The organism is Bradyrhizobium sp. AUGA SZCCT0158 (assembly GCF_018130065.1).
Taxonomy (GTDB): domain Bacteria; phylum Pseudomonadota; class Alphaproteobacteria; order Rhizobiales; family Xanthobacteraceae; genus Bradyrhizobium.
In genome coordinates, this window is record NZ_JAFCME010000007.1 from 169696 (window position 1) to 194512 (window position 24817).

A 24817-nucleotide genomic window follows, 5' to 3' on the forward strand; every position below is an offset into this window, starting at 1 on the left:
GCACCACGCATTCCCCGCGGCAATGCCTAGATGGGCCTTACCCGGAAAAGTCCGGAAGAGAGCGCCGCGAAGGCAACTCCGCAGGAGAACGATCATGACACGGCTCAAGGCGCTCGTCGCGAGCGTGCTGGTCTCGGCCATACTTGCCACGTCCGCGCTTGCGCAGGAGCCGGCGGCTTATGCTGCACAGAATCCGGACCGGGATGTGCTGAATGGCGGCGTGCTCACGCCTGCAGGCAGACTGGCGCGGGAGCAGCCCGGCGACGCTGCCGCCGCGCTCTATGCGATAAACAGGGCCAACGCCGGACTGGGAGGCGCCGTGCCTTCAGCCAGCGCCCAAAGCAATCGGCGCCGTCCGTTGCAGTAAACAGCGGCGCGATCAATCAATACGCGCGACGCGACGACCCACGGGGCATTTGCGCATTCGCATAATATGGATTGACGAGGCACTGGGCGGCGCGGCCCGATGCCGACGCGGCGCACTGCCCCATCGAGGTAAAGCGGCAATCGATGTCGCTTCCTCCCCAGCGGTAGTTCTGGATGCAGACCGGATAATTGCCGCCATAGGTCTGGGCCGAAGCCGGCGCAGACGTCAAAACGGTGACCACCGTCAATATCATCAAAGCCGGAGTGCGCATCGGGACCTCCTTCGGGATTGACGTCACAGCATCAACCCGTCGAACCAGACAAGCCATACCGCCGGCAGTCAATTCACATTCGCGCGCGACGCGATTGAAGACGGCATATCCCATATGCGACTGCCGGTCGCGGCCAGGACCGCTGGCCTATCCGATATCAGCTGCGCTTTCGGCGAGATGACTGAGATTGGCGTGAAAATGCTGCGCGATCTGCAACCGCGTCGGCACCCAGACGGCGTCATGCTTCATGACGTAATCGAGAAAGCGCATCAGCGATGCGGCGCGGCCGGGGCGGCCGACGACACGGCAATGCAGGCCGACCGACATCATCTTCGGCGAGGTCGCGCCCTCGGCATAGAGCACGTCGAAACTGTCCTTCAGGTAGGTGAAGAATTCATCGCCGCCGCCAAAGCCTTGCGGGTTCACAAAGCGCATGTCGTTGGCGTCGAGCGTGTAGGGGATCACCAGATGCGGCTGCAATCCGCCTGCCTTGATCCAGTATGGCAGGTCATCGGCATAGGAATCGCTGAGGTAGAGCAGGCCGCCAGCCTCCATCAGAAGCCGCAGCGTATTGATCGAGGAACGCCCGGTGTACCAGCCGAGCGGACGTTCTCCCGTCGCCTCGGTATGAACGCGGATCGCCTCGGCAATCTCGGCCCGCTCTTCGGCCTCCGACATGTCCTTGTGATCGATCCATTTCAGGCTGTGGCTGGCGATGTCCCAGCCGGCCTCCTTCATGGCAGCGACCACGTCGGGATTGCGCTTTAGCGCAGTCGCGACGCCGAACACGGTGGCCGGCATCTTGCGCTCGGTGAACATCCGCCACAGCCGCCAGAAGCCGGCGCGCGAGCCATATTCGAACATTGATTCGATGTTGGCGTGGCGTTTGCCGGGCCAGGGCTGCGCGCCCAGCACATCCGACAGGAACGCCTCGGAGGCGCGGTCGCCGTGCAGGATGTTGTTCTCGCCGCCCTCTTCGAAATTCACCACGAACTGCACGGCGAGGCGCGCATTGCCCGGCCAGCGCGGATCGGGCGGATTGCGGCCATAGCCGCGGAGGTCGCGGGGGTAGCCCGTCACCTAGATTTCCTCGAAGCGGATCTTCTGTGCGCCCTTCCACAGCACGGTCTTGCCGAACGCGGTGAGGTTCTCCAGCCCCGAGGTCAGGGTGATGAAGTGGTTGCCGGCGAGCTGGCCCATCTTGCTGGCGAAATGCACGCCGCCATAGGCGAGCAGGATTTCGGTCTCGCTGATGCCGCCGGGATAGAGGATGATCTGGCCCGGCGCGGGATAGCTGGTGTGGTTCTCGTAGGAAACGCCGAAATCGAGATCGCCGAGCGGCATCCAGACCCCCTCGCCGCTCCAGCGGACATGGATCGCCTGGCTCTCGAACGGCATCGCCTTGCGAAAGGCGGCAACCGTCTTGGGCGCCAGTTGCTCTTCAAAACGGGCCTCAAAGGTGAAGTCGCCGGCGCGGACAATTAGTTGGCTCATCGATCTCTTCTCTTGGGTGGCTAGGAGGGTTCAGCCATATCCATTGCAGCCGCCAAAAGCGGAAGCAAGGACCATTCAAGCCAGAAAATGCGGTTTGTGGGGCGCCTGCCGACAAAATCAGCCGAAAATGCCGTCCTCAACCCGCGCGTATCCGATAGCAAAGGCTCCGCTTCTCGCCCGGCGCAATCTGCATCAATCCGGGCTTGCCGGTGAATTCGCCGTCGAACTCCGACGGGCTGGCGAATCCATGCCAGGGCTCGATGCAGAGAAACGCCGCGCCTGATGGTTTCGACCAGACGCCGAGTTCGGAAAATCCTTCCCAGGACATCTCGATCGAAGGCCCACGATCGGCTGCATAGCGAACCGAACTGCTCGCGAGCCGATCGATGATAACCGCATCGTCTTCGAACAGCCGCTCCGAGAGGGAGAGGCTGTTGCCGCGAACCGGCGACGGCTCCGACTCGGCGCGCATCAGGCCACCTGCCAGCCTGCGGATCGGCGCCGGCTCTTCGTCCGAGAAGGTGAGCGCGTAGGCTTCCTTTTCCAGCCCCGGCAGCAACGGCCAGTTGAACGCCGGATGCGCGCCGATCGAAGCCGGCAAGGTCTCGTCGCCGGTATTGATGATGTCGAACGCCACTTTCAGGCCGGCATTTTCAACGCTGTAGGTAACCTCGAGCCGGAACGCAAAGGGATAGCGGGCGCGCGTCGCCTCGCTATCGACAAGCACCAGCCTGCACGACGAGGCCCCCTGTTCCAGCCACCCGAACCTGACATCCCGCGCAAAGCCATGCTGGGTCATCGGATAGGTTTTGCCACGGTGGCGCAGTTGATCGCTCTTGAGGCGGCCGACGATCGGAAACAGCAACGGCGAGTGGCGCGGCCATGCCGGCCCCGCCTGCCAAAGCAGCTCGATCCCTTCATTTCGGAGCGAGCACAATTCAGCGCCATCGGCCTTGATGGTCGCCTCAATCGCGCCGCAGCGAAGCGTATGCTTGTCCATGCTCATACTTCACCACGCGAAGTGCCCCTGCCCCTCTCATAAGTCATGGCATTGCCCCCAGCAACGGAGATGCCCTGGCGGCGTCATTTCCTGATGGCATGGTTGCAAGGCTGACACAGCTTCCGGCCTGTGAAGCGCTTGATTTCCCCTGTTGTTGCGCGTTTCATTCAGACAACGAACGAATACCCCGGGGAAACAACCATGCCAGCAAAAATCATCGGTATGATCGGCACCCAGCAGGAGGGCGTCGCAGTTCACCTGATCAAGGGCCAGATATCGCGCCAATGGGTGATCGATTTCACCCGCCTGCATGAGCAGTGGAACTATGATTCCGTGCTGGTCGGATATTACGCCTCGGCCGCCGAAGGTTTTGCAATCGCGCTGTATGCCGCTGATCATACCGAGCGAATAAAATTCCTGATCGCGCATCGCCCGGGTTCGGTGGCACCGGCGCTGGCGGCACGGCAGATCGCGACCTTCGACCAGCTGACGCAGGGACGGATGTCGCTGCACGTCATCGCCGGCACCAGCGACCAGGACCAGGCCAGCGAGGGCGACTTCCTGCCCAAGAACGACCGCTACCGCCGCGCCGGCGAATATCTCGATGTGATGCGCCGGATCTGGACCAGCGACAGCCCGCTCGACCACAAGGGCGAGTTCTATCGGGTCGAGGGCGCGTTCAGCGACATCAAACCGTTTCAGCAGCCCTACCCGCAGCTATTCTTCGGCGGCTCGTCCGACGGCGCGCTGAAAATGGGCGCCGAACATTGCGACGTGTTCGCGATCTTCGGCGAGCCGCTCGCCGAGACCCGCGCCCGCGTCGACGATTTCCGCCGTCGCGCCGCCGCGTTCGGGCGCCGGGTCGGCTTCAACATGTCGTTGCGTCCGATCATGGCGGACACCGAGGGCGCAGCCTGGGACAAGGCGCACGCGCTGCTGGCGGACGTCGAGCGCAAGACCGGCGAAGCGCCGCAAGCAACCAACCATTCCGCCGAACGCTTGCTGGGCTACGCCGCACGGGCCGACGTTCATGACGAACGGTTATGGATGGGGATCGCGCGCGCCACCGGTGCGCCCGGCAATACGTCCTGCCTGGTGGGAACGCCGGAACAGATCGCGGCTGCGGTGCTGGAATATTACCGGCTCGGCATCCATTCGTTCCTGCTGCGCGGATTCGAAAATCCGCACGACACGATGGCGATCGGCCGCGACCTCATTCCATTGATCAAGGCCGGTTCAGAAGCGATCGACCGGCAGGCCGAGGCGGCCGAGTAGCGTTGGCCCCCAGAATCTGCAAACACATCAACAGGCCGGGTCACAGCACGGCGCCAGGAAAGACCTTGGGACCAATTGCATGAAAGCCGTGGTGGTCGAGAATTACGATTCGATTGACGGCATCTCCATCAAGGAGATGGCGATGCCGGATATCCCGCCCGGCGGTGTCCGCGTCAGGATCGGCGCGGCCGCCATCGGCTTCGTCGACGGCTTGAAGGTGCAAGGGCTGTATCAGACCAAGGACCCGCTGCCGTTCGTGCCGGGCACGGAATTCGCCGGTGTGGTCGATGGTGCCGCAGGCGACGTCGCCGCGTTCAAGCCGGGCATGCCCGTGGTCGGCATGGTCAGATCCGGCGCGCTCGCCGAATACATCTGCGTGCCGTCAGCGGCGCTGAAGCATTTGCCGCCAAAAATTGCCTTCGAGGCCGGAGCGTCTTTTCAGGCGAATTACCTGACCGGACTTTACGCGCTGGATGCGCGCGCCGAACTGCGCAAGGGCGAAACGCTGCTGGTGCTGGGCGCCGCGGGCGGCGTCGGCATCGCGGCGGTACAACTCGGCAAGCTGATGGGCGCGAAGGTCATCGCCGCGGCCTCGACACCGGAGAAACGCCAATTCGCCAAAGGTTACGGCGCCGATGAAACCATCGACTACACCAAGGCGGACTGGCGCGAGACCCTGAAGACGCTGACCGGCGGCAACGGCCCGGATGTTATTTTCGACCCGGTTGGAGGCGAGGTGGCGCTGCAGGCGTTTCGCTCGATCGCCTGGCGCGGGCGGCACCTCGTGGTCGGGTTCGCCTCCGGCACCATTCCGGCGCTGGCCTTCAACCTTCCGCTGCTCAAGGGCGGCGCCCTGCTCGGCGTCGACCTCGCGCAGATCCAGAAGCGCGAGCCGGAAACGCATACCCGCCTGATCGCGCAGTTGTTCGACTGGCTCGCCTCGGGCCAATTGAGCCCCGTGGTCGGCAAGGTCGTGCCGTTCGAGAATTTCCGCGAGGCGTTCAAGACCATGCAGTCGCGATCCGCACTCGGTAAGATGATCGTCAAATTCGCCTGAGGACAGCAACATGCCCCAAGACAAGGCCGCCGACGGAACCGGGCGTCGCCTGATGCATACGCGAACGGTCGAATGCAACGGCTACATCAGGGACGACGGGCTCTGGGAAGTCGAGGCGCGGCTGGTCGACACAAAGCCGTTCACGCAAGCGGCCGACCGCTATCGCGAGGAACTGAAGCCCGGCGATCCCGTGCACGATATCCGCCTGCGGCTGGCGATCGACGACACCATGAGAATCCACGAGGCCGAAGCCACCATGCAGGCGACACCCTATCCCACCTGCATCGACGTCGAGCCGATCCTGCAGCGGCTGGTCGGCGAGAGCATCGGCAAGGGCTGGCGCGAGCTGGTCCGCCGCAAGATCGGCCGGCTCGAGGGCTGCACCCATCTGTCGGAGCTATTGGGCCCGGCGGTGACCACGCTGTTTCAGACCATGTCGCACGGCGACGCTCCGGAAGGGCGCGGCTCGCTGGAAACCCAGCAGAACTCCGGCAAGCGGCCGTTCTTCATCGGCGGCTGCTATTCCTGGCGCACCGACGGCCCCATCGTCGCCGACAAGTTTCCTCAATTTGCGACCAAGCCGGCCGCGCGGGATTAGAGCGTTTTCAAGCGCAGTGGATACCGGTTCGCGTGAAGAAAACGCGTCAAGACAAGAATCTAGAGCTTTGGTTCTGATTCAATCAGAACCAAAGCTCTAGGGCGCAACGATCCAGCGCGGGCCCTGATCACGAAATTGCAACCGCCGGGCTGCGATACCTTGTGAAGCCACGCGCTTGACAATCCACTAACCTATGGTTGTCATCTCTCCACCGATATACGTCTCTTATTTTGCGAAGTCGCGAACGGCGTTCTGAACGGACATCGCGCTTGAAGCCAAACGCCTGTCCGGCCGTTTCTCGCTCCTTGCGCGCGGGGGATCTCATGTCGAAGCGTTTTGTGTCGAAGCGTTTTGGAGTTGGATTATTGCTCGCCTGCGTTGCGGCACTTCTGCTTCCGGTGCTGGTCGTCCTCGTTGACATGATTTTCCTTCACCAGACGATGGTCAACTCCATCTACAAGAACGTCGATGACGTTTCCGACAGCGAGATGCCACCCACCGTTGCTTCCTTCCAATCCGGCCCTGACGTCGTCAGCACCATCGGCGGCAGCGGCGAAGGATTGAACTGCAGCCTCCCTGCCCTGACCAACATTTTCTTCGACCATCGCGCAGACGATAAAGGCAGACGCCATCTCGTGTTGCAACGGTTCCGGCAGGCGTGCGTGTTTCACGATCTTTGCTATCGCCATGGCCTGGCTACCTACGGCTATAACCAGAACGACTGCGATCGCATCATGCAGAATGCGGCTTTCCGGCTCTGCCTCTATATCCGGAACGGCGACGATGCGGATCAGGCGGCACGCTGCGAGACCGATTCAAAAATGGTTCTGGCGGGCGTGAGCATTGGCGGCGCCGACGCCTATCGCGCCTGGGACCGGTCGACCTACTTCGAATTCGATTCGGATCCCTGGCGGTCCAGCGGATTCCTGGTCAGCCGGGTGGTCGATCATCCCTTTAAATCCATCGATCGGGAGAAGTACCACGACGAGCCCGATCAAGTCATTCTGACATTCGAGAACAAGCGATCAAACCTTACGGTGACCTGCGTCACCTGCAAGGACGTACCGGTCTTTCAAACCACCGAACGACGCAGCGACGTCAGCGCGGAACTCCGATCGGTCGGGATCGAGCGGCTTCCCGACGCCTTGCTCAAGCGCGAAGATCAAATCCTATCCAACACCAATCCGGTTTGGCTGCCGCCGCGACGTCATCACGCCGCACCGCATCTGCTGGTCGATGGTGCGGGCAAGAATCATCTCATCTGGGTGACGCGGAACAATCCGGGAGACACCATCTCCTGCCTGGTCCTGGCGGATGCCGCGAAGTTGTTGACCCACACATTGCCAAAGCGTGACCTCTGCTCCGAGGAGGCGGGTTCCCAACTTACCATGGTTGAGGTCGATATGTATGCGAGCTCACCACTTCCAATGGAGATACCAAGTGCAAATGGCATTTTTGCAGCCGCAATCAGCGCGAAGCGGGAAGATGATCGCAGCCTGAGCTTCTGTCTGCGGTCCGCGTCCAGGAAGGTCGAGCGAGAAACGGTAAAGAACGACGACCAGGCCGATTGCATTCTCCTCTCCGGACCGGAAGTTTCCGGCGGCGCCGGCCTCGGCGCCTTTCAGAACTTTGCAGTCATCCGTCCAGGGCAGCAAATCCTGTTCGCGCGTGATATTGCACCATCACCGGCATTGCTGCCGGTCAGGCTTCTCCAGAATGCACTGGGCGTCAAATACTCGTCTAAAGGAACCATGCTGGTAATCGATGTCACCGCGCACTCCCAGGAAAAAAAGGCTTCGGGATCAAGAATCAGGAAGACGGTGAAGTTTGACATCGACGACCGTTTTGATCCGATGATGCCGATCACGCGTAAACGAGACGATCTCCGCTTCCTCAGTCTGGAGTCTTCGATGGAAGGGGTCGGTGTCCGCATGATTGATTTTGAGAAAGAAAGCCCTGCCGTCGGCGATGTGAAGCTCATGATGAATGGAAGTGACGTAAACCTGCACCGGTCCTGGGCCTCGCGACCTGTCCTAGTGCTCGAAACGCGCGAGGGGCTCCCAAAAACCCAACTTGTTTTTTCGCGAGCAGAAATTGCGGGCGAATCTGCCAGTCCCAATGCCGAATCATTGAGTCTGGAAACGCTGGTATTCGAGCGCGCTGCGGACGGCCCCTCCGACGCGCCATTCGTGAAGACCGGCGGGGCGGCCTGCACGGTAAAGTACAAGTTCCAATCGCTTCCTGATTACCCCTGCTATCGCCCGTTCGATCCGAAACGCCCGATGCGGGCATCGGCGGCCGCCAGAATGCAGGCATCCCAACTACTGGTCGGAAAATTCGCAGGTCAGGACGGACACGGCATTGCATTCCCCGATTTCTGCCTGCAGGGGGAACCGATCATCCTGAAGACAGAAGACGGCAGCTTCGCGCCGATGACGAAAACAGTCGGCGAGGAAATCGACAAGACACGCACGGTCACGTGCGATCCGCTCGACTCCCACAAGTATATCAGCGGGCCCATCAAGCCTGGCCCTGACGTGACGGTGTCGGCCGCCGACCAGCCGCGGCCTTAGGGCAAACGTTCAGCTCTCACGCGGACCCGTCTTGACGACCTCCGCATGCGGATCGCCGGCGGGCAGGATGTCGCGGATGTAATCGCGGCCCTTCCACTCCGGCGGCGGCGGTGGCCCCTCGCCTTCGCGGGGAACATAGGGCGACGTATTGCCGGGCGACGGACTGGCGCCGGCGAGGTCGGGCACATAGCGCGGGCAGTTCGGATAGATCTCGCACTCGATCCGCACCACGAGCTGCGCGCCGTAATGCCGGCCGATCGCCGCCGCGTCATCGAGGATCTCGGCGCGGCCGTTGATGCGCATGCGCCGGCTCTTGCCGTCGAAGCGCACGAACAACAGCCCGACATTCGGATTCTTCGACAGGTTGCCGAGCGTGCGGTACATCGAATTGCCGTCATACTCCGGGTATTCGATGATGTTCGGGCCAACGACTTTCACGAAGCCGGGATCGCCCGACTTGATGCTGCAGTCGACATAATCCGCAAAGGAAGTGCCGATGAAGAAGAACGGCGAACTCTCGATCAGCGCCTTCTCGTCGTCCCAGAATTCGTAATGCTTGCGGTGCCGCTCGATCGCCTCGGCCACACGCCGCCCGTCGAACCGGTCCTGCAGTTCGCTCATGCCCTCGTGATAGAACGCCCGCTGCCACATCGGCCTGCTCCCTTTTTTCTCGGGAGACATTAACGCCGATCCAGCGCAGCCGCCAGCCGTGGCCGGACGGCTAATATTCGAGATGGGGACGAAGCGCCTTCAGCTTGGCCGCAAGTTCGCGGGCGTCGGCGTCCTCCGACTGCGAAAGATGCCGCGTGATCGAGGCGTAGTCCTCATCTGACTTGTGCTGGTTCAGCTTGCGCTGCCCTTCCACCTGCTTCACGTCCATTTCGAGCACGACGATCGATTGCAGCATGGACTCGCGCTTGGTCGCCTCCATGGTCGACAGCGACCATGGCTGCTTCGGTGTCAACCGCTCCTCGAAGGTCGACAGTAGCACGTCGCCATGGCCGCGATTGCTTTCCATCGAAAGCCGACGCACCGGACCGGAAAGATGCACGGCCTCATAGAGCCAGGTCGAGACGTGATCCGGCGCCGCATACCAGTCGTTGGAAACATAGGCGTCCGGGCCCCAGACAATCAGAAGGAACGGGGTCTTTCCATCGGCGAGTTCGGCCAGCTTGTTTCGTGCGGTGAGGTGAAACTGCACCGTCACGGCATCGCCCGTCCGGTCGATCCTGAACGGCACATGCGAACTGATCGGGCCGGCGCCGCCGCTCGCAACCATCGCACCAAATCCACGCGAGGCGGCAAACTCCAGCGCGCCGTCGCGGTCCCAGGCAAACATTGGACGAAGGATGTGCACGGCAGCTTCCTTGCTTTACTCAGGAGGACGGGTCTTGCCGCCTGGCGCGGTCGAAAATGGCGAACGCCGCCGCCAGCGCACAGCCGGCGATGATGCCGACCGTAAGATCCTCGATCAGCGTGAGTCCGAAAGTGGCGAGCAGCACGCCGGCGCCGCGCCAGTCGTGCAGCAGATCAAGGAATTCTTCCTTCTCCGCCATGTTCCAGCACACCACGACAAGCACGCCCGCCAGCGCCGACAGCGGGATGAAGCTGGCCAGCGGCGCCGCGACCACCATGAACACAAGCACGAACAGCGCATGCATCATGCCGGACACCGGGCTGACCGCACCGGCGCGAATATTGGTGGCCGTGCGCGCGATCGTCCCGGTGACGCTGATGCCGCCGAACAGTGCGGAGGCGACGTTGGCGACACCCTGTGCCACGACTTCCATATTGTAGCGGTGCTTGCGCCCCGTCATGCCATCGGCGACCTTGGCCGAGAGCAGGCTCTCGACCGCGCCGAGCAGCGTGAAGGAGAGCGCGGCCGGCAACACCTCGACCACGGACGCATACGAGATCGATGGCAACCGGGGTCCCGGCAATCCGTCCGGCAGTTGGCCAAAGCGGCTGCCGATGGTCTCGACCGGCAAGCCGAACAGCCATGCCGCCACCGAGGCCAGCGTCACCGCGATCAGCATGCCCGGCCAGTTCGGCGCTATCAGCCGCAGCAGGAAAATCAAGGCGATCGAGCCGATGCCGACCGCAAGTGCGGCCGGGCTGATGGTCGGCAGCGCCTGACCCAGTGCCGCAAGCTTGGGCAGCAACGGTCCGGGTTCTACACCGGCTAATTTCAGGCCGCCGAGATCGAGCAGCTGGCTGGCAAAGATCGTCACCGCGATGCCGCAGGTGAAGCCGACGGTCACGGCGTGCGGAATGTAGCGAATGAGCACGCCAAGCCGCAGCAGGCCGATCAGGGTCAGCATGAACCCGGAGAGGAAGACGGTCAGCAACAGGCCTTCCAGGCCGAATTTGCTGACGGTGGCCGCGACCAGCACGATGAACGCGCCGGCCGGGCCGCCAATCTGAAAGCGGCTGCCCCCCAGCGCCGAGACTAGAAAGCCGCCGATGACGGCGGCATATAATCCCCGCTCGGGCGAAACCCCCGAGGCGACGGCGATCGCCATCGACAGCGGCAGCGCCACGATCGCAACCGTCAGCGCCGCCAGCATATCCCGGCGGAAGTGGCCAAGATGGTATCCCTCGGCCAGCACGGTAGCGAGTTTCGGACGATAAAGATGAGCGGAGGCGGAGCCGTCGGGCATCGCGGGTAAACCGATTGGGACTTAAGGCATCATAGCCGACGATCAAGCGTGCGTCAGCATGCCCCTGCTTCCTTGAGACCGCGATAGGCCGATATCGCGGCGCTTCGCAACTTTTGCCGTTGCCGGCGATAGCCCGGTGGCCGGCGTTGGCCTGGATTATCGCCTTCAGCCGACAGTCCGGGCCTGGCGAAGCGCTTGAGATCGCGAAGATCGCCGAGCGTGCGTTGCAGCTGTTTCGCCGGCTTGTGGACGTGACGGAATTCGCCATGGCCGAACACCGGGACTATGCCCGTCAGCGCCTCCAGCATGTAGCGAAAGCGCTTCGCCCTGATCCGCAGCCGGTGACGAGCCGATGCGCCGAGGGCTTTGAGCCGCCGGCCTTTTCGGATCAGTTGCCGGCGCCAGCGATTGAGCTCGCGCTTGCAATAGGCCTTCAGCGGCCTTGCGGACTTGCGGCGCAGCATCCGCTCCCAACGCGGCAGCCATGACCCACTCCCGATCCAGCTGGACATCGCCTCGATCAGGTCATGAAATCGCGCCGAACGCAGGCAGTGAACCATCCGGCGATGATCGCGCGTCTGATGCGCCTCGAGATCCTCGCCGATCATGCGTTGCGCCCAGTCCCGGTACCGTTTGCGGCGTGCATATTCCACGACCACGTCGCTGTCGCGCGCGGCGCCGAGCGAGCCGTTCAGCCATGCAAGCTCCTTCTTCAGGCGCCGCCATTCCGCATCGACCACAATCGAAGCAAAGAAGAACACGGCGGACCGCAGCTGGGTAATGGCGACACGAATCTGATGCACGGCTTCGGCATCGCCTGCGCAGGCGCTGCTGTGATGCAGCCTGACCTTGCCGACACAGTCCTGTGCGATTTTCTGGAACGCCGTCGCGCAATCGAACTGCGTCGCCGCAGCGGCCTTGCGCAGGCCGATTTTGGTTTTGCCAGCGCCCTTCATCTGCCACGCCCGATGGCGGGCCGAGCATACAGGCTACCGCACCGCAAAGCTTCCATCCCCGTCACGCGCTCCGGTCCATCCCGCCTAACATGGCCTGACCCGTCGCACGGCGCCAGCCCGTACGCCGGCCAAAAGCAGGCCACGGCTTGCGGAGAACGATCGCCGCAACCGTCGAGCCGGGATAGAGGGTTTGTGTCAGGCCAATCAGGAGTTGAGATCGGTCAGGCGGGAACCGCTTGATCGCGCGATGATTCCGGGCGATCAGCCGGCGTGCTCGATGGCGCGGATGGCGCCGCGCAGTTCCGCCAGCCCACGCAGCCGGCCGATCGCGGTGTAGCCGGGATTGGTGCGCTTGGTCTCGGCGAGATCGTCGAGCATGCGATGGCCGTGGTCCGGCCGGAATATGATTTTTTCACCTGCCGAACGTTTGCGGTTTTCGGTCAGCAGCGCCTTGAGAACCGCGATCATATCGACGTCGCCGTCGAGATGATCGGATTCGAAGAACGACAGGCCGTCGGCTTCGCGCTTGGTCGCGCGCAGATGCGCAAAGCCGATCCGCGGCGCGAATTGCTTTGCGATCGCCGGCAGATCGTTCTGCGCACGTACGCCGAGCGAGCCGGTGCAGAAGCAGATGCCGTTCGCCTTGGACGGCACCGCGTCGAACAGCACCTGGTAGTCTTCCGCCGACGAGGCGATGCGCGGCAGGCCGAACAGCGGCCGCGGCGGATCGTCGGGATGCAGCGTCAGCGTCACGCCGAGCTGCTCGGCAACGGGCGTGACGCGCGCGAGAAACTCGATCAGATGCTGGCGCAGGACGGCGGAATTGATGCCACTATATTGCTGCAGGCGGTCGCGGAACTGCGGAATGGTCAGGGGATCGGTGGTCGACCCCGGCAAGGCGCTGGCGATGTTGGTGACGAGGACGTCGATATCGGCCTGCGTCATCCCGGCGTGAAGCTGCTTGGCACGGGCGCGGGCGGCTTCCGAATATTCCGCCGCCGCTTCCGGGCGCTGCAAAATGTGCAGATCGAACGCCGCGAACCGCTCCTGGTCGAAGCGCATCGCCTTGGCGCCGTTCGGCAGCTCCCATTCCAGATCGGTGCGGCACCAGTCCACGACAGGCATGAAATTGTAGCAGATGATCTTGATGCCGGCCGATGCCACCGCCTCCAGGCTGGCGATCCAGGCCTCGATCGAGCGTGTCGCCTTGCCGCCGAGGCGCTTGACGTCGTCGGGGATCGGAATCGATTCCACCACCGACCAGGTCAGCTGCGAACGGCCGGGCTGGCTTTTCTCGATGATGTGCTTGCGTTCCTGGACGCCTGATCGCGTCCAGGCTTCGCCGATCGGCACCTGATGCAGCGCGGTGACCACATCGGTGGCGCCGGCCTGGCGGATATCGTCGAGCGACACCGGATCATCAGGCCCGTACCACCGCCATCCCTGCAGCATCATGAAAATCTCCTGAATATCTTCCGGTCACTGCGCCGTCAGCACGACCTTGACGCTTTGCGAGCGGTCCAGCGCGAGACGAACCGCATCGGGTGCGACCGAGAGCGGACGCTCGGCGGTCACCAGCGACAGCACATCGACGCTGCCGTCGGAAATCAGTTCGACCGCGGTCATGAATTCCGGCCCGAAGCGGAACGAGCCGCGCAGATCGATCTCCTTGGCCATGACAGCGTTCGCCGGCGTTGGAAATTGCCCGCCCGGCAGATTGCCGATCTGGACGACGACGCCGCCGCGCCTGACCGCGCCGATCGCGCTGGCAAGGCCGGCCGCCGTGCCGGAAACTTCAAATGCGACGTCGTAGGGCGCGACAGCCTTCAGGGCTTCATCGCCTTTGGAGATGTCGATGACATGGTTGGCGCCGAGCCGCGTGGCAAACGCCAACGGCGCGGCGGCGATATCGACGACGGTCACTTCGGCAATGCCGGCGCGACGCGCGGCCAGCATCGTCAGCAGGCCAATGGGGCCCGAGCCGAACAGCACCGCGCGTTTTCCCTTGACGTCGCCGGCGCGGGCGACCGCGTGCAGGCAGACTGCGAGCGGCTCGGCCAGCGCCGCCGCCTGGTACGTCACATGGTCCGGAATTTTGACGCACTGCGCGGGAACGGCGTCGAACAGGCTGGAAAATCCGCCCTGCATGTGCGGCGTCTTGGAAGCCGAGCCCATGAAGAAGATGTTCTCGCACAGGTTCAGACGGCCCTCGCGGCACGGTGTGCAATGGCCGCACCAGCGCGATGGATTGACGGCGACGCGATCGCCGGTCTTCAGGCCGGGCGCGCTGCCCGAGATCTCGACGACCTCGCCCGCGATCTCATGGCCGAGCACCAATGGCGAGGTGACGACGAAATCACCGGTGCGGGCATGGCGGTAGTAATGCATGTCCGAGCCGCAAATGCCGCCGGCGCCGAAACGGATCCGCACCATGCCTGACGCCAACGGATCGAGCGGCCGCTCGACCATGCGCAAATCCTCGGGGCCAAACAGTGTTGCAGCCAAAGCCTTCGATGTCATTTTGCGAGTCCTATCACTTAGCAAGTCCCATATATTTCGGCAGCCAGAGCGTCAGCTCCGGGATGTAGGTGATGGCGACGAGCGCCAGCAGCAGCGGCACCAGCCAGGGGAGGATCGCCATCGTCGTGCGCTCGACCGAGAGCTTTGCGACGCGGGCGAGCACGAACAGCACCATGCCAAGCGGCGGGTGCAACAGGCCGATCATCAGGTTGAGCGTCATGATCAGCCCGAAATGGATCGGGTCGATGCCCAGCTTCAGAACGATCGGCAGCAGGATCGGCACCAGGATGGTGATCGCGGCGATGGTGTCGATGAAGCAGCCGACAAACAGGATCAGGATGTTCGCCAGCAGCAGGAACACCCATTTGTTCTGGGTGATCCCGAGTATCGCGTCGGTGAGGATCTGCGCCGCCTGCGACACCGTCAAGAGCCAGGCGAAGATCGAGGCCGCCGTCACGATGAACAGCACCGATGCCGTGGTCTCGATGGTGTCGAACGTCGCCTTCGCCACCGTCTGCAACGTCATCGAGCGATAGCGCACCAGCCCCAGGAACAGCGACCAGATCACGGCGGCGACCGCAGCCTCCGTCGGCGTGAACCAGCCCAGCGTCATGCCGCCGATCAGGATGACCGGCGCCATCAGCGCCATCACGGCGGAGAAATCGAAATACCAGTCGAGCGCCAGCAGCGCCACGAGCCCGATGCCAACAGCCATGTTGACCGAGAGCCCGGCGAGCACCAGCAGCCAGACCGCGAGCGGAAAGCACAGCACGACCACGATCTCGAGCCCGGCCGAGCCGATCTGCCGCCAGGAGAACGGCGTATCGCTGCCCCAGCCGTTCTTGTGGGCGAAATAGGCCACGGTCGCCATCATCATCAAGGTCATGACGACGCCCGGAATGAGGCCGCCGAGGAACAGCGCGCCGATCGAGACGTTCGCCATCATGCCGTAGATCACGAACGGCAGCGACGGCGGGATGATCGGGCCAAGCGTCGCGGACGCCGCGGTCACGCCGACCGAAAACTCGGTCGAATAGCCGTGGTCCTTCATCGCCTTGATTTCGATGGTGCCGAGGCCTGCGGCGTCCGCGATCGCGGTGCCGGACATGCCGGAAAAGATCACCGAGCCGACGATGTTGACGTGGCCGAGGCCGCCGCGCATCCAGCCCACCAATGCTACCGCAAAGCTGTAGATGCGCCCGGTGACGCCGGCGATGTTCATCAGATTGCCGGCGAGGATGAAGAAGGGAACCGCGAGCAGCGGAAAACTCTCGACGCCCGCGATCATACGCTGCGCCAGCGTCACGTCGGGCGTGACGCCGGTGACGAGAATATACAACAGCGACGACACCGCCATCGCGAGCGCAACGGGAAGGCCGACCAGCATCAACAGCAGAAATGCCCCAAGCAGCAGCAGCATCGCCCTACCCTTCCGTTCCGTCGAAGGCGCCGGGGCGCTCCAGTATCGAATAGCCGCGCCGCCAGTTTTCGATCGCGATCTGGATCGAACGGCCGAACATCAGCACGAAGCCGAGCAGGACGCCGTAATAGACAAAACCTTTTTCAATCTTGATCGTCGTCATCCGCTCTTCGCCGATGATCTGGATGTAGACCCAGACCAGCTTGATCGCATAGCCGAAGAAGGCGATCCGGATCAGATCGATCACGGTCGAGAGCGCGCGCCCCACCGCATGCGGCAGATAACGGAACACCAGGTCGACCTGGATGTGCCGCGACAGCCGCACGCACATCGACGAGCCGATGAACACCACGCCGATCAGGCAATAGGTCGCGATCTCCTCGGTCCAGGCGTAGCTGTCGTTGAGGACGTAGCGGGTGAAGAACTGCAGGAAAACGCACAGCGCCATGATCCAGAAGATCACCAGCGCCAGCCAGTCCTCGAACGCATACGGACTGAGGTCGGCGCCCTTCGGCGCCTCGTCCTCGAACGTATGGGCGATCTCTTCCGCCGTGATCTGCTTGTGCACTTCAGCCGACATCGGCGTCTCTTTCCAAATGCGCTCGAGATAGCTTGCCCCTGCCCGCCGAAGGACGCGGCAGGCAGGGGCAAAGCCCGTCGGTTTACTTCACCGCCTGGATGCGCTCCCAGTCGGCCTTGCGGTAGTCGAAGCTTTCAAAGCTCGTGGTCTTGATCACGGTGTCGCGGAACGCGGCCTTGTCGACCTCGGTGACGGTAAGACCCTTCTGCTTGAAGAAATCGACCAGCTTGGCCTCGTTGACCTTGATCTCGCCCGTGGCCTTGGCGGCGGCTTCCTGGGCGACGTCGGTGAAGATCTTGCGATCCTCTTCGCTGAGCTTCTTCCAGAGCCCGCCCGAGATGATCGTGTTGAGGTGGTCGACGATGTGACCGGTCAGCACGATGTGCTTCTGTACCTCGTAGAACTTCTTCGCCTCGATGGTGGTGAGCGGATTTTCCTGGGCTTCGACGGTGCCGTTCTGAAGCGCCAGGTAAACCTCGGCGAAGGCGATCGGCGCGGTGTTGGCGCCGCAGGCGCGCGGCATCGCCAGATAGGCCGGCACGTCGGGCACGCGGATCTTGAGGCCCTTCATGTCCGCGCAGGCCTTGATCGGGCGGTTCGACGAGGTGTGACGCACGCCGTAATAGGTCACCGCCACGATACGGTGGCCGGTCTTGTCTTCATAGCCCTTGGTGAGATCCTTGAAGACATCGCTCTTGGTGTAGGCCAAAAGGTGATCGGCATCGCGGAAGGTGTAGGGGTAATAGGTCACGCCGATCGGCGGGAAGCTCTTGGCGGCGAAGCTCGAGCCGGAGATGATGATGTCGACCGAGCCCAGCGAGAGGCCCTGGTTGATATCGGCCTCCTTGCCGAGCTGCGAGGCCGGATAGACGTCGATCGCATAGCGGCCGTTGGTGCGCTTGCCGATCTCCTGTGCGGCCCACACCGATGCAGTGTGGAACGGCTCTGACGTCTCATAGACGTGCGCCCATTTGAGCTTGGTCTGCGCCATGCCGGCGCTGGTGGCGCCAATCAAGGCAGCAGCGGAAGCCGCTATGACAATCGTCAATTTCTTCAACATTGAAATCTCCTCCGTTGTTACATTTGCTTTTGTTACTCAACCGATTCAGCCTTTTTGGCCGAACCGTTCGAATGCGTGATCAGCCGCTCCTTGCCTCTGTGTGAGGCGATGCGGCTTCGGCTCCAAAGTTTTGTGCAAAGCGTTCCTGCGAACGCGCCAGATGCTCGCGCATGGCGGTGCGGGCAGCGTCGGGATCGCGGGCGGCGATGGCGTCGCGGATCGCCTGATGCTCGGCGAGCGCGGCGCCCCAGGACTCCGGGTTCTCGAAATAATGCGCGAGCTTGGCGAAATAGGGATTGAGCCGCTGGTCAAAGAGTTCGCCGACGACGCGAACCAGCACGGCGTTATCCAGACATCCCGCCACCGCAACATGGAACGCGCGGTCGTGGATCATCGAGGCGTCGCCGGGATGCTGGGTGTTTGCCATCGCCAGCAGCGAGGCGTCGATGCGCGCGATATCTTCCGGCTTCGCCACCCTCGCCGCTTGCTCGGCGATGGCGCCTTCGATGAATTCGCGGGCGCGCAGCAATTCGAACGGCCCTTCGATCATTGCGGAGGCCGGCAAAGGCGCGGCCAGCGCGGCCGGGTCGCTGACATAGATTCCGGAGCCGACACGAATGCGAACACGTCCTTCGACTTCGAGCGCGATCAGTGCTTCGCGCACGGTGGGACGGGAGACCTTCAATTGCTCGGCGATATCGCGTTCGGTGGGGAGCCTGGAGCCGACGGCGTATTCGCCGCTGTCGATCAAGGCGCGCAGCTGATCGGCAACCTGGCGGTATAGGCGTCGCGCTTCCACTGCCTCTAACGGCACGCTGCTTCCCCCGAATGATCCCGCGGATCGGTTCTTTTTCTGGCTGGCTTTGGCCAATCGGCTGGCCTTGAGCCAACCGCCAATCGGTAAATTGGCCTTACCAATTGACCAAACATTGACCTTACGGGTACGCCATGTCAAGGCGAATGGCGAAAATTCCGCCATTCCAACCCAAAGGAGGCCGATTTGCGCCTCTCGAACGCCAGCCTCGCCCGGCTCCCCAGCCATATCGGACGCCCCGGTTACGACCGGGCAGGCGTCACATCAGGCATCGTCCATCTCGGAATCGGCGCCTTTCACCGTGCGCACCAAGCGGTCGTGATCGACGACCTGCTCGCAAACGGCGCGACGGACTGGGGAATCATCGGCGCCAGCCTTCGAAGTTCGGACACCTACGACGCCCTCGCCCCGCAGGATTGTCTCTATGCGCTTGCCGTTCGCTCCGGCGCGGGCACTGAACACCGGATCATCGGCTCGGTGCTGCAGACGCAGGTCGCCAGGAACAACCCCGCGCAATTGATCGCGCGCATGGCTGATCCCGCCACGCGCATCGTCTCGCTGACGATCACTGAAAAGGGCTATTGCCACACGCCGCAGACCGGCGAACTTAACGCTGACCATCCCGATATCGTCCACGACCTTGCAAACCCCGATGCACCGCGATCGGCCCCGGGATTCATCGTGGCCGCGCTGGCGCGCCGCCGCGCGGCTGATATCGCGCCCTTCACCGTTCTCTCCTGCGACAATCTTTCGGCCAACGGCCATACCGTGAAACGGATCCTGACTGAGTTCGCTCACCTGCGATCGCCGGAGCTCGGAAAGTGGATCGCCGATCACGTCGCCTGCCCGTCGACGATGGTCGATCGCATCGTCCCCGAGACCACCGACGCCGATCGCGCGGCGGTCTCGTCCGAACTCGGCATGACCGACGCATGGCCCGTGATATCAGAGCCGTTCACGCAATGGATCGTCGAAGACAATTTTCCGGCCGGCCGGCCCGATTTCGCACGCGCCGGCGTGCAGCTCGTCACTGATGTGACACCGTTCGAACACATGAAGCTGCGGCTGCTCAACGCCAGCCACTCGGCGCTGGCCTATCTCGGCTATCTCGCGGGCCATGAGACCATTGCCGCTGCCATGACCGACGATCGCTTTGCGGCGTTCGCCCACGGTGTGATGCAAGAATCCGCCGTGACGCTTTCGATGCCGGAGGGGACCGATCTGGCGGGATACAGCGCCTCGCTTCTCGAGCGCTTTACCAACCCTGCCCTGCGTCACCGCACCTGGCAGATCGCGATGGACGGATCGCAGAAATTGCCACAGCGGCTGCTCGGCACGATGCAGGACCGGCTGCGGCAGGGCGTGCCGATCAATACGCACGCGCTCGCGGTCGCAGGCTGGATGCGCTACGTCACGGCGAGCGACGAGAAAGGACAAACGATCGACGTGCGCGATCCCCTCGCGGCGGAACTGGCGGCGATCGCCAAGAAAGCCGGCCCCGTCGCAGATCGGCTCGCGCCTGCGTTGCTCGACATTGGTTCGATCTTCGGCGAATTTGGAAACGACCCCCGCCTGCGCGACGCCGTGACGCGCGCCCTGGCGCAGCTCTACGAATTGGGCGCCCGTCGGGCGGTGCAGGCCTGGGCGCCGGCATAGACTGACCGGCGAGCGCACCGACGTGAGAAAGGCGGCCCGAAGGCCGCCTTTCAATCCGAATGCCGTCAGTCGATTTCCTCGATCACCATTCGCTCGCCCGGATCGACGAGATAGGTCCGGTTTTCGCGATGAATGTACCGATACTCGCGCAGCGCGGGCGCGTCCCGATACACCGTCTCGGGAAACTCGTCCACTTCGACGGCTTCCGGCAAACGCTCGCCACGACGGATCACCATCCTTGCGCTACTGCCGGTGGTTTGCGCCGTGCTGCCGGTGGCCTGACGTTCGGTACGTTCAGTTCTGGTCTTGACGTGCTTGCGGACCGCGTCGCGATCCTTGTCGGTAAACGCGGCCTTCGACTGCGAGCGCGCCGGAGCGGCGGCCGTCGAGCCGCCCGAACGCGGCAGAACCGTCACGATCTGGTAGGTGGACGGTTCGACGATCACGATTTCGTCGCGCACCACAAAGAAGCTGTATCCGCGATACTGCGGAACGATTTCCACGACGTCCGCAGGGAGTGTCTGCAGCCGCACGTCACGCGGAACGGCTGTGCCGACCGAGAGCGAGAAGTTGACGTTGGTGAGCGGCTGCACGTTCAGCCGCGAGATCGATTGCGTGACCCGCGTTCGCTGCTGATCGTTGATATTGACCGACGCATTCACGTTGGTCGACGAGGATTGCGCCGTATTCGAAGGCGGGTTGGTCGACTGGGCAGGCTGCTGCGCAGTGGTGCTCTGCGAGGGCTGCTGCGCGGTGGTGTTCTGTGACGGTTGTTGCGCTGTTGTGTTCTGCGGCGGCTGCTGCGCTGTTGTGTTGGAGCTTGCCGGCGCCTGCTGCGCCTGATTGCTCGAGCTGCCGGTTGCAGGCGTCTGCTGGGCCTGGTTGTTGGACGGCGACGGAGCATTGGTTTGCGCCTGAGCCGGAGCAGACGTTCCACCAGACTGGGAAGAAGTGGAAGGCGTCGTCTGCGCCTGCGACGAAGACGGCGTCTGGCCGCTTGACCTGTCAGGTGCCTTCTGCGGCGTTTGGGTTTGCGGGCTCGGCGAGGTCGACGGCTCCTTTGGCGACTGCGCAAATGCCGCGGTGGCGAAGACAACACCAACGGCGGTGGTTAAAAGAAGACGTGTTTTCATTTGGAACTCCTCCTGTTGCGTTCGGGATGAACGAGCCCGAGGCTGCCGGGTTCCGATTTCCGCAGCGCCAAATATTGAGGAACCGGGAACATTCGGTAAGTGATGGGGTTGGTGATCATCGACCTGAAGGAGTTCAGTCATGAAGAAATTGATCGTAGTGCTCGCGATTGGCGCCGGCACCCTGTTCGCTACCGGCGCAACGGCCGCACCGCTCTCGAATGGCATTACCGTGATGCCGGATAACGGCATCGAACATGTCAGAATGGTCTGCGACGAATTTGGCCAATGCTACCGTACCCGTGGCGGCCGTCGCGTCGTCGTTGAGCGGGAATACGGCGACAGCTACAATTATTACGCTCCGCGCGAGCGATACATTGAACGCCGCGGCTATTACAATGACGGCCCGAGCGTCGGTATCGGCGTCGGACCGGGCGGCGTCGGTGTTGGATTTGGCGTCGGACCGCGCTACTAGGATTTCAATTTCGCAAGTCGAGGCCGCAGAGAAATCTGCGGCCTTCGGCGCGCCCGGCTTCCGGCACCGCGTGAGGTTTGAGATGGACGAAAGCAAGTTCGCTGCGCTGCTCGGTCACGCAGCACTGAAGGTGTGGCCAGAGCTGTCGCGCGACGCCCAGGAAATGTTGTTTGCGGCTGCCGTCGATGACGGCGTCATTGCAAATACGCTCGCAACCTACCTGCACGATCATCATCCCCGGACCGCCCATCCGCCAAAGCCGACGGCGCTGGTCTGATTCGGATCTGCATGGCGGCAGCATTTAACGCCCACGCGGCTGCTCCAGAGCCTCTGCTCGCCTGAAGCTGACGCTAGCCAGATTACAAGCAGAAAAATTGCAAACCTGACGCGCCTGCGCGAGCGACCTCGCTTTCTCTCGCAGCGCACACCGCTGATAATACTTTCAGAAGACACAACCCTGTGTTTCAATCGGTCCTGCGGAAGCCGCAACCGCGTGCGTGCGCAGGCCGGCTCCTGTCCCGATCGCGAATCCCGGCCAGCAAAAACAACGCACGGTCTCAAAACCATAACAACGGAGGAAATCCATGGACATCGATCGTCGTCAGCTTGCGTTACCGGTACTCGCCATCGGACTTCTCGGCGTGATGCCAGCCTTCGCCGGCGCCGATGAAGATGCGGTCGCCAAGAACCTCGAGGCCTTCCGCACCGCGCAGGCCGCCGCCAACGCCGAGGGGCTGGCGTCGCTTTGCGCAGCCGAACTCAGCTACAGCCACTCGGATGGCCGCGTCGAGGACAAAGCGGCCTTCCTCGCCGGCGCGACCAGCGGAAAATCGAAGTGGCTGTCGCTGGTCTATAAGGACCCCGCGATCCGCGTCGTCGGCCCGGTCGCGACCGTCCGGTTCAACTGGCTCGGTGAGCAGGAGGCCGTCGCCGACGGCAAGAAGACCTCCACCAACCTCCACATCCTGATGACGTGGCTAAAGCAGGGGTCGGACTGGAAACTGCTGTCGCGCTCGTCGACCAAGCTCGGGTAGCAGCCGCGGAGTGCAGCGCTCAAGCCAGCGCGCCGGATCATCGGTGCGCTGGCTGATGTCTCCCGATGGATCGCGCCAGTCTGCCTTGCGAGTGGCGCCCCCTTCATAAAGACTCGGCACCAAACTGGCGCAAACAGAAAGCCGAACTATATCAGGGATCGTTGTTTCCATATCAATCACTCCCGTCGCCCCCTTGATCAAACTAGTCATCATCTTTCTGTCGTTGGTTTTTTTCCCGATCGGTGTATCGGCGGCCCGCTATTGGTCCGATGACCCGCGTGGAAGCTGGCAGACAGCGGACCGCTCCAGCGCCGGGCTTTTGCCCGAGGCGTCTCGTCACCCCGAGGCGGTCATTCGCATTTATGGCGCGCGCACGCTGCGTTGGAAGGCGATCTTCGCGATCCACACCTGGATCGTTATCAAGGAGCAGAACGCCGCGACCTACACCCGCTATGACTACACCGCCTGGGGCGAGCCGATTCGGACCAACGGCTTCGCGGCCGATGCGCGCTGGTTCGGCGCGTCCCCCGAAACCATCGTCGCGGTCGATGGCGAGGAAGCAAGCCGCCTCATTCCTAAGATCCGTCACGTCGTCGAAAATTATCGATTCCGGGCCTATGGCGACTACAGCCCGTGGCCGGGTCCGAACTCCAACACCTTCGTGCAGGCCGTCCTCAACGCGGTCCCCGAACTGATGGCTGTGCTGCCGCCCACCGCGATCGGAAAAGACTATCCCTACGAGGGCAAGTCATTCGGACTGACGGCTTCCGGCACCGGCGTTTTTGCGTCGCTTGGAGGTTATCTCGGCCTCACCGTCGGATGGGTCGAAGGCCTCGAAATCAATTTCCTCGGCGCGGTGCTGGGAGTGGATATTCGCCGGCCGGCGCTGAAATTTCCGGGCATCGGCCGATTGGGCATGGCCGCCGGAATTTAGCCCGCCGTTAACCTTTGCCGCTGACCGGATTGGCGTCGTCAGCCGTGACCGCGTCATCACTCGCTGATGCGGCAAAAATTCATGCATGATGCGCGCAATTTGATCTCGCATTGCACGCAGCAACCCTTATCTCTGGCTCAGGTAGGAAATTCGCCCCAAGGACAACTCCGAAAAGGAGCCATCTAATGGCGAACGTATTAACCACTGGGGCCTGGCTTTCTGCCCCGATCGAAAAGATTTCATTTTTTGCAAGATTGTTGCGCGCTCGTATCGAATCCAATGAGCGACGGGCTGCCCGCGCCGTTGAGACGTACATTACCGACCACGGGCTGCAAAAACTGTCAGATGATGCCGAGCGACAAATCGATCGCTTGTTCTCCAGAGCGGGCCGATAGCCATGGTCACACTCATCATCATGCAGGTCGCAACCAGACTCGCTCGTTTTGGCAAACAGGCTCGTGAGACGTGGCGCGAAACCCAGCGCCTCCGTCGCAGCCTTGCCGGCCCAGCGGAAGAATGACCGCACCGCGCACGGTCCCCTTCGTTTCACCGGTCAGCCGGTGAAACGAGAGGGAAATGCGCGCCTCAGCCTTTGAGCGCGGTGACCACGACCTCAATCAAGGCGCCGCCACCGAGATCGGCCACACCGACGGTGGCGCGCGCCGGCAAATTGTCACCGAAGAATTCGGTCCAGGCCGCGTCCATCTCCTTTTTCTTCGAGAGATCCGTGACAAAGATCGAGGCGCTGACGACGCGCGATCGATCCGTGCCCGCCTCCTTCAGATAGCCCGCGATCTTGCCGAGGATGTCGCGGGTCTGGTCGCCCATCGAGACGCTGGTGTCGTCGGCGATCGTGCCGCCGACAAAGACGAAACTGTTGGCTTCGACGGCGCGGTGCATAATCGGGGTACGGATGTTGCGGATGATGTTCATGATGTCCTCA

26 protein-coding genes and 1 pseudogene are annotated in these 24817 nt (G+C 62.7%); 11 read left to right on the forward strand and 16 right to left on the reverse strand.

What is annotated here, in order from left to right; translation table 11 throughout:
* Positions 1-94 precede the first annotated feature (94 nt).
* Positions 95-367, forward strand: a complete 273-nt coding sequence (locus tag JQ574_RS12455) for a hypothetical protein (RefSeq protein WP_212209116.1) — start codon at positions 95-97, stop codon at positions 365-367.
* Between the two features lie 16 nt (positions 368-383).
* Here the strand turns inward: JQ574_RS12455 and JQ574_RS12460 are convergent, their stop codons facing one another.
* The 4 genes from JQ574_RS12460 to JQ574_RS12475 form a co-directional block, all read right to left on the reverse strand.
* Positions 384-638: a DUF3551 domain-containing protein gene (locus JQ574_RS12460; RefSeq protein ID WP_212209115.1), complete on the reverse strand. Its 255-nt coding sequence runs from the start codon at positions 636-638 to the stop codon at positions 384-386.
* A 147-nt stretch (positions 639-785) separates the two neighbouring features.
* The gene (gene puuE, locus JQ574_RS12465) at positions 786-1718 is read right to left on the reverse strand and encodes an allantoinase PuuE (protein ID WP_212209114.1); all 933 of its coding nucleotides are present in this window, start codon (positions 1716-1718) and stop codon (positions 786-788) included.
* On the reverse strand, positions 1719-2132 hold the full coding sequence (locus tag JQ574_RS12470; protein WP_192734938.1) for a DUF3830 family protein: 414 nt from the start codon (positions 2130-2132) through the stop codon (positions 1719-1721).
* 136 nt (positions 2133-2268) lie between these two features.
* Positions 2269-3138: an aldose 1-epimerase family protein gene (locus JQ574_RS12475; protein ID WP_212209113.1), complete on the reverse strand. Its 870-nt coding sequence runs from the start codon at positions 3136-3138 to the stop codon at positions 2269-2271.
* 195 nt (positions 3139-3333) lie between these two features.
* Here JQ574_RS12475 and JQ574_RS12480 point away from each other — a divergent pair, with 195 nt between their 5' ends.
* From JQ574_RS12480 to JQ574_RS12495, 4 genes are all read left to right on the forward strand, one after another.
* Positions 3334-4407 carry an LLM class flavin-dependent oxidoreductase gene (locus JQ574_RS12480; RefSeq protein ID WP_212209112.1) on the forward strand — a complete coding sequence of 358 codons (1074 nt, stop codon included), beginning with the start codon at positions 3334-3336 and terminating at the stop codon, positions 4405-4407.
* A gap of 79 nt (positions 4408-4486) precedes the next feature.
* Positions 4487-5464 (forward strand): NADPH:quinone oxidoreductase family protein, encoded by a 978-nt coding sequence (locus JQ574_RS12485; RefSeq protein WP_212209111.1) that lies wholly within the window; start codon positions 4487-4489, stop codon positions 5462-5464.
* Positions 5465-5474: 10 nt separating this feature from the next.
* The gene (locus JQ574_RS12490; RefSeq protein WP_212383559.1) at positions 5475-6062 is read left to right on the forward strand and encodes a DUF2889 domain-containing protein; all 588 of its coding nucleotides are present in this window, start codon (positions 5475-5477) and stop codon (positions 6060-6062) included.
* 323 nt (positions 6063-6385) lie between these two features.
* Positions 6386-8635, forward strand: a complete 2250-nt coding sequence (locus JQ574_RS12495) for a hypothetical protein (RefSeq protein WP_212209109.1) — start codon at positions 6386-6388, stop codon at positions 8633-8635.
* Between the two features lie 9 nt (positions 8636-8644).
* Here the strand turns inward: JQ574_RS12495 and JQ574_RS12500 are convergent, their stop codons facing one another.
* From JQ574_RS12500 to JQ574_RS12545, 10 genes and pseudogenes are all read right to left on the reverse strand, one after another.
* The gene (locus JQ574_RS12500; RefSeq protein WP_212209108.1) at positions 8645-9286 is read right to left on the reverse strand and encodes a pyridoxamine 5'-phosphate oxidase family protein; all 642 of its coding nucleotides are present in this window, start codon (positions 9284-9286) and stop codon (positions 8645-8647) included.
* Positions 9287-9356: 70 nt separating this feature from the next.
* A complete protein-coding gene (locus JQ574_RS12505) occupies positions 9357-9992 on the reverse strand; it encodes an FMN-binding negative transcriptional regulator (protein WP_212209107.1) in 636 nt (211 codons plus the stop codon).
* Between the two features lie 55 nt (positions 9993-10047).
* Positions 10048-11295, reverse strand: a pseudogene (locus JQ574_RS12510) (SulP family inorganic anion transporter); the annotation flags it as partial.
* Positions 11296-11348: 53 nt separating this feature from the next.
* Positions 11349-12251 (reverse strand): CHAD domain-containing protein, encoded by a 903-nt coding sequence (locus tag JQ574_RS12515; RefSeq protein WP_212209105.1) that lies wholly within the window; start codon positions 12249-12251, stop codon positions 11349-11351.
* A gap of 261 nt (positions 12252-12512) precedes the next feature.
* Complete coding sequence (gene uxuA / locus JQ574_RS12520; protein WP_212209104.1) at positions 12513-13706, reverse strand: mannonate dehydratase; 1194 nt, start codon at positions 13704-13706, stop codon at positions 12513-12515.
* A 24-nt stretch (positions 13707-13730) separates the two neighbouring features.
* A complete protein-coding gene (locus tag JQ574_RS12525) occupies positions 13731-14771 on the reverse strand; it encodes an L-idonate 5-dehydrogenase (RefSeq protein ID WP_212209103.1) in 1041 nt (346 codons plus the stop codon).
* A gap of 13 nt (positions 14772-14784) precedes the next feature.
* Positions 14785-16191, reverse strand: coding sequence for a TRAP transporter large permease (locus tag JQ574_RS12530; protein WP_212209102.1), 1407 nt, complete (start codon positions 16189-16191; stop codon positions 14785-14787).
* Between the two features lie 4 nt (positions 16192-16195).
* The gene (locus tag JQ574_RS12535) at positions 16196-16771 is read right to left on the reverse strand and encodes a TRAP transporter small permease (protein WP_212209101.1); all 576 of its coding nucleotides are present in this window, start codon (positions 16769-16771) and stop codon (positions 16196-16198) included.
* A gap of 82 nt (positions 16772-16853) precedes the next feature.
* Positions 16854-17831 (reverse strand): sialic acid TRAP transporter substrate-binding protein SiaP, encoded by a 978-nt coding sequence (locus JQ574_RS12540; RefSeq protein WP_212209100.1) that lies wholly within the window; start codon positions 17829-17831, stop codon positions 16854-16856.
* Between the two features lie 79 nt (positions 17832-17910).
* Positions 17911-18645 carry a FadR/GntR family transcriptional regulator gene (locus JQ574_RS12545; RefSeq protein ID WP_212209099.1) on the reverse strand — a complete coding sequence of 245 codons (735 nt, stop codon included), beginning with the start codon at positions 18643-18645 and terminating at the stop codon, positions 17911-17913.
* 186 nt (positions 18646-18831) lie between these two features.
* Here JQ574_RS12545 and JQ574_RS12550 point away from each other — a divergent pair, with 186 nt between their 5' ends.
* On the forward strand, positions 18832-20301 hold the full coding sequence (locus tag JQ574_RS12550; protein WP_212209098.1) for a mannitol dehydrogenase family protein: 1470 nt from the start codon (positions 18832-18834) through the stop codon (positions 20299-20301).
* A 65-nt stretch (positions 20302-20366) separates the two neighbouring features.
* On the opposite strand, the gene JQ574_RS12555 is transcribed toward JQ574_RS12550, so the two are convergent.
* Positions 20367-21575: a DUF1236 domain-containing protein gene (locus JQ574_RS12555; RefSeq protein ID WP_312014593.1), complete on the reverse strand. Its 1209-nt coding sequence runs from the start codon at positions 21573-21575 to the stop codon at positions 20367-20369.
* On the opposite strand from JQ574_RS12555, the gene JQ574_RS12560 reads away from it, so the two are divergent.
* From JQ574_RS12560 to JQ574_RS12580, 5 genes are all read left to right on the forward strand, one after another.
* The gene (locus JQ574_RS12560; protein ID WP_212209096.1) at positions 21574-21906 is read left to right on the forward strand and encodes a hypothetical protein; all 333 of its coding nucleotides are present in this window, start codon (positions 21574-21576) and stop codon (positions 21904-21906) included. The genes JQ574_RS12555 and JQ574_RS12560 overlap by 2 nt on opposite strands.
* A gap of 82 nt (positions 21907-21988) precedes the next feature.
* Positions 21989-22183: a hypothetical protein gene (locus JQ574_RS12565; RefSeq protein WP_212209095.1), complete on the forward strand. Its 195-nt coding sequence runs from the start codon at positions 21989-21991 to the stop codon at positions 22181-22183.
* Between the two features lie 307 nt (positions 22184-22490).
* Positions 22491-22940 carry a nuclear transport factor 2 family protein gene (locus JQ574_RS12570; RefSeq protein WP_212209094.1) on the forward strand — a complete coding sequence of 150 codons (450 nt, stop codon included), beginning with the start codon at positions 22491-22493 and terminating at the stop codon, positions 22938-22940.
* A gap of 193 nt (positions 22941-23133) precedes the next feature.
* Positions 23134-23874 (forward strand): DUF3750 domain-containing protein, encoded by a 741-nt coding sequence (locus JQ574_RS12575; protein WP_249119293.1) that lies wholly within the window; start codon positions 23134-23136, stop codon positions 23872-23874.
* Between the two features lie 185 nt (positions 23875-24059).
* Positions 24060-24269: a hypothetical protein gene (locus JQ574_RS12580; RefSeq protein ID WP_212209093.1), complete on the forward strand. Its 210-nt coding sequence runs from the start codon at positions 24060-24062 to the stop codon at positions 24267-24269.
* A 190-nt stretch (positions 24270-24459) separates the two neighbouring features.
* Here JQ574_RS12580 and JQ574_RS12585 read toward each other — a convergent pair whose 3' ends face one another.
* Positions 24460-24807, reverse strand: a complete 348-nt coding sequence (locus JQ574_RS12585) for a RidA family protein (RefSeq protein ID WP_212209092.1) — start codon at positions 24805-24807, stop codon at positions 24460-24462.
* Positions 24808-24817: the final 10 nt, after the last annotated feature.